The sequence below is a fragment of the Quisquiliibacterium sp. genome (assembly GCF_982640115.1).
Window position 1 is genome coordinate 1 of the sequence record NZ_CEXFHW010000234.1, and the last position, 4,986, is coordinate 4,986.

The following is a 4,986-nucleotide window of genomic DNA, read 5'->3' on the forward strand; positions in this document are numbered from 1 at the left end:
GCTGCAGGACGCTGTATCGTTTTACGCCACGCGCGATACCGACCCGGCGCGCTGGTACCCGACTTTGGGTAACGTGGTAGACAAGTTCAACGATCTGCCCGCGGCCTACCGCGGCAACGTCAACCAGCTGCCGCCCTTCGGCCAGCAGCTCGGCCAGCCATCGCGGCTGAGTGCACAGGACGTACAGGACCTGGTTGCCTTCCTGCGCACGTTGACGGACGGCTTCGTGCCGTAGCCATGCAGGTTGATTCAGCGCGCGTGCTGCAGCAACGCCATCGGCTGCGACTGCGTGTGCATGGCGATCTTCCGGTAAGTCGTGGCCACATGGGCGCGCGCGGCGGCGATCATTAAGCCCAGCCAATCAGCCGCCTTCGGGGGCGCCTGCCTTGGCAAAGCATCTCCGCCAAGCGGGCCTGCGTGCGGGCCAAGCGCAAGTGTCTTCGAGTAGCGTCTGGACGGGTGGGCGCCCCAGCAATCTTCGGGCGTTCCGCAGCGATCTCGTTGCCGGCCTGTCCATGCCGCGCCAGCAAGATCGGTTGCTTCAGCTACCTGTCGAGGCCTGCACTTCGGAAGGTCTGGGGCCGGTACGCCAATGCCGCGTCTTGATTCTTGCGAGCAAGGACGACAGTCATGCGCGCGGCTCCATGGAACCATCCTCCTCAGTCGACTCGATGGGCCGCCAGGAAGCAGCCCGTCGCCACCGTCAGCTGTTGGCCGAAAGACGCCCTCACGACAGAGTACCTTAACAGTCCACCCGCTGAGAAAAACGCTCAGGCCTCCGGTATGAACCTGTATGAAATCACCGCATACAGGCATCGAGGCACAAGCCCATGGCCACACCGCTTCTGCAACACCACGGTCTGAAAGCGCTCGCGACGTGCGCACCGTTGGCGAGGGGTCGCCCTATTTGAAGATCGTGAGAAAGATCTTGTACTGGGCCAAAGACGTTGAGGTCTACGAAGAAGCCTGCTTGATCCGGAAGGCGCTGTAGGAGCACCCCGGGCAGGCCCCGAACAACTTTGAAACTGTTCGAAGGGCCCGGATCCCGTTCGCAACAATCTCGGCTGAGACGGAGGGATTCTCCCGGACCGGGGCTTGCAAGCCCCGGTCTTTCTCATCCCTCGCGCACAGGCCGCAGGGCCTGTGCTCGTCCCCGCCAAACAACAACGCCCGCTTTCGCGGGCGCAGTTGTTTGGCGGAGACGGAGGGATTCGAACCCTCGATGCAGGTTTTGGCCCGCATGCTCCCTTAGCAGGGGAGTGCCTTCGACCTCTCGGCCACGTCTCCTGGCTTCAAGTGCAGAACTGCTCTCGATGCCGGCTCGGGGCGGATTCTACCCCAAAGCCGGCCGACGGCCCTCAGGCCTGCTCCAGGCCGAAGGCCTTGTGCAGGGCGCGGACCGCGAGTTCCATGTACTTGTCCTCGATGACCACCGAGATCTTGATCTCGCTGGTGCTGATCATCTGGATGTTGATGCCCTCCTCGGAGAGGGTGCGGAACATCAGGCTGGCGATGCCCACATGGGAGCGCATGCCGATGCCCACCACCGAGACCTTGGCGATCTTGGGGTCGCCCTGGATGGCGCCGGCCTGGATACCGCTCTTGACCTTGCCCTCGAGGACCTCGATGGCCTTCTGGTACTCGTTGCGGTGCACCGTGAAGGAGAAGTCGGTCAGGCCCTGGTTGCCGGTGTTCTGGATGATCATGTCGACGTCGATGTTGGCGTCGGCAACAGGCCCGAGGATCTGATACGCGATGCCCGGACGATCGGGCACATTGAGCACCGTGATCTTCGCCTCGTCGCGGTTGAAGGCGATACCGGAGATGACGGCCTGTTCCATGCTCTTGTCTTCCTCGAAGGTGATCAGCGTACCCGAGACCGCCTCTTCGGCCAGGGGGATGTCGGGCGGGGTGAGGCTGGAGAGCACCCGGGTCTTGACCTTGTACTTGCCGGCGAACTCCACCGAGCGGATCTGCAGCACCTTGGAACCGAGGCTGGCCATCTCGAGCATCTCCTCGAAGGTGATGCCAGGCAGGCGGCGTGCCTCGGGCACGATGCGCGGGTCGGTGGTGTAGACGCCATCGACATCGGTGTAGATCAGGCACTCCTCGGCGCGCAGGGCCGCGGCCACCGCGACCGCGGAGGTATCCGAGCCGCCGCGGCCCAGCGTGGTGATGTTGCCCCCGGCATCAACCCCCTGGAAGCCGGTGATCACCACCACCTTGCCAGCGGCGAGATCGGCACGCACCCGGGAGTCGTCGATGGATTCGATGCGCGCCTTGGTGTACGCGTCGTCGGTGCGGACGGGCACCTGCCAGCCGGCATAACTCACCGCGTCTACGCCCTGAGCCTTGAGCGCCATGGCAAGCAGCCCCACCGAAACCTGCTCGCCGGTGGCCGCGATCATGTCGAGCTCACGGCCGTCAGGCTGGGGCTGAATCTCCTTGGCCAGGGCGATCAGGCGGTTGGTCTCGCCCGACATGGCCGAGGGCACCACCACCATCTGGTGGCCGGCGGCATGCCACTTGGCAACCCGACGCGCGACATTCCGGATGCGCTCGGTGGAGCCCATCGATGTGCCGCCGTATTTGTGAACGATGAGGGCCATGGCTTGAATTCTGCTGGCTGGGCAAAGCCCTCGATTATACCGGATGCCCCTCCGGCGGCGGTTCCGCGCACAGCGCATGGCGCGGGTCGCCAGGCGGCGCTTCCCAGCGCAGCAGCACCCCGCCGTGGTGTGCCGCAAGCTCATTGACGGTGCCCGGCGTGGGTGTCTCGTGGCCGACTGGCACGGCCGACGCAGCGGCGCGGGGATGGTGATCACCGAGACCGGCCACCGACAGCAGTCGCCCGTTCAGGAACACCCCGGGCAGCGCCGCACGCAGCCAGACCGGCACGCCCATCGCCTGATGCCAGTGCTTGAGGCTGCGTGACATGCCACCGGGCCGCAGGCGCAGCCGGGCAGATGCAGCCACCGCCTGCACCTGGATAGCCTGCCCATGCAGGGCCTCGGCGGGGATTGCCGCTGCGCTCCGGGAAGGGCTCACCCGCAGGCAGCCATCGGGCAGCGCGATGAACGCCTCCCCCTGCCAGACCGCCTGCATCGGCCAGGGCAAATGCTGCGGCAGGCTCGTCCGCGGCTCGGCCCACAACCAGTCCCGCAAGCGGCGCAAGGTGACCTCGGCGAGCGCCACCTCGCCGCTGGCGGCATGCGCCTGGATGAGTTGACGCTGCGCCTCGCTCAGCACCGACAGCGGAGGCGGTGCCTGGCCGATGGCCTCGAGCCAGCCACGCAGCGCCAGGCGTTGCCGGGCCGGCGAGAGCGCGCGCCAGGGCCCGCGGTGCAAGCCGCCCCCGACGCTCGCGGCCAGCAGTCGGCGCAGGGCAACCGGCACTTCGGCGGAAACCAGCGCGGCGCGGGCCGCCGCCAGATCAGCGTCGGCGATCTCGTCGAGCACCTGCCGCGCCTCGGCAAGATGCCCGGCCGCCCGCAGCAGGTTGGCCGGCGCGCCGGGCACGGCCTGCGACAACGCGGGCATGACCTCGAGTCGGACCCGATTGCGGGCATGGTGAAGGTTGGCATTGCTCGGGTCTTCCACCCACTGCAGGACGTGGCGCTGCGCATAGTCGGCCACTTGCGCCCGGGTGAGCCCGAGCAGCGGGCGCAACAGCAGCGGCGCGCCCGCCTCATCGGACAGCGGCCGCCGCGCCGGCATGCCCGCCAGGCCGCGCACGCCGGCGCCGCGGGCAAGCCGCAGCAGCACGGTCTCGGCCTGGTCATCGGCGTGGTGGGCGGTGAGTACGGCCTGCGCGCCCGACTGCACCGCCTGCGCGGCAAGTACGCGGTAGCGTTCCCGTCGCGCCCAGGCCTCCAGCCCCTGGCCCTGAACCTGCGCCGGCGGCAGCGACACCACGGCGCACGGCACACCGAGCAGTGCGGCCTGCGCCACGCAATGCTGCGGCCAGGCATCCCCTGCCGCCTGCAGACCGTGACGCACATGAACGGCGAGCACCGCCCGGGGCCCGGCCACCCGGACAAGCGCATGCAGCAGCACCGTGGAATCGAGGCCGCCGCTGAAGGCCAGCAGCCAGCGCGCGGAACCGGGGGCGCCCGAGGATGGAACCGCGCCCGTCTCGGGGACGGCGCTCAGGCATTGCGCAACTGCTGCCAGCACCGGGCAGTGGTGCCGGCCGCGCGGCGCGGGATCAGCGCTCGTCGCTGATCTCCTTGAACTTGCCATAGGCAAGCACCCGCGCGCGACGCTGGCGCAGCAGCTCGGCGGGCTTGATGTCCTGGAACTGGCGCAGCGCGTCGGCCAGGGCGCGGCGCAACATCTGTGCCATCTGGGCGGGATCGCGATGCGCGCCACCCACCGGCTCGTTGACGATGCGGTCGATCAGGCCAAGGGCCTTGAGACGGTGCGCGGTGATGCCCAGGATCTCGGCGGCCTCGGGCGCCTTGGCCGCGCTCTTCCAGAGAATGGCCGCACCGCCCTCGGGAGAGATCACCGAGTAGACCGAGTACTGCAGCATGAGCACGCAGTCGCCCACCGCGATGGCGAGCGCGCCGCCCGAGCCGCCCTCGCCGATGACGGTGGTGATGATCGGCACCCGCAGCGCCGCCATCTCGATGAGGTTGCGGCCGATGGCCTCGGACTGGCCGCGCTCCTCGGCGCCGATGCCGGGGAAGGCGCCGGGCGTGTCCACGAAGGTGAACACCGGCATGCCGAATTTCTCGGCCAGCTTCATCAGGCGCAGCGCCTTGCGATAGCCCTCAGGGCGCGGCATGCCGAAGTTGCGATAGCCGCGCTCCTTGGTGTCGCGACCCTTCTGATGGCCGATCACCATGATCGGCTGACCATTGAAGCGGGCCATGCCACCCACGATGGCCGGATCATCGGCGAAGTGGCGGTCACCGTGCAGCTCATGCCAGTCGGTGAACAGCGCGGCGATGTAGTCGAGCGTGTAGGGCCGCTGCGGATGCC

Annotated in this window: 3 protein-coding genes, 1 tRNA gene and 1 pseudogene; 1 reads left to right on the forward strand and 4 read right to left on the reverse strand. The window is 68.0% G+C overall.

What is annotated here, in order from left to right:
* Positions 1-235, forward strand: a pseudogene (locus AC2H6A_RS17835) (cytochrome-c peroxidase); the annotation flags it as partial.
* A gap of 958 nt (positions 236-1,193) precedes the next feature.
* On the opposite strand, the gene AC2H6A_RS17840 reads toward AC2H6A_RS17835, so the two are convergent.
* The 4 genes from AC2H6A_RS17840 to AC2H6A_RS17855 all read right to left on the reverse strand — a co-directional run.
* Positions 1,194-1,287, reverse strand: a tRNA-Ser gene (locus AC2H6A_RS17840).
* Between the two features lie 71 nt (positions 1,288-1,358).
* The gene (locus AC2H6A_RS17845; protein ID WP_484275068.1) at positions 1,359-2,609 is read right to left on the reverse strand and encodes an aspartate kinase; all 1,251 of its coding nucleotides are present in this window, start codon (positions 2,607-2,609) and stop codon (positions 1,359-1,361) included.
* A 34-nt stretch (positions 2,610-2,643) separates the two neighbouring features.
* Positions 2,644-4,176 carry a tRNA lysidine(34) synthetase TilS gene (tilS, locus tag AC2H6A_RS17850; RefSeq protein ID WP_484275069.1) on the reverse strand — a complete coding sequence of 511 codons (1,533 nt, stop codon included), beginning with the start codon at positions 4,174-4,176 and terminating at the stop codon, positions 2,644-2,646.
* A 31-nt stretch (positions 4,177-4,207) separates the two neighbouring features.
* On the reverse strand, positions 4,208-4,986 hold a 779-nt coding region (locus AC2H6A_RS17855), incomplete at its 5' end, for an acetyl-CoA carboxylase carboxyltransferase subunit alpha (protein WP_484275070.1).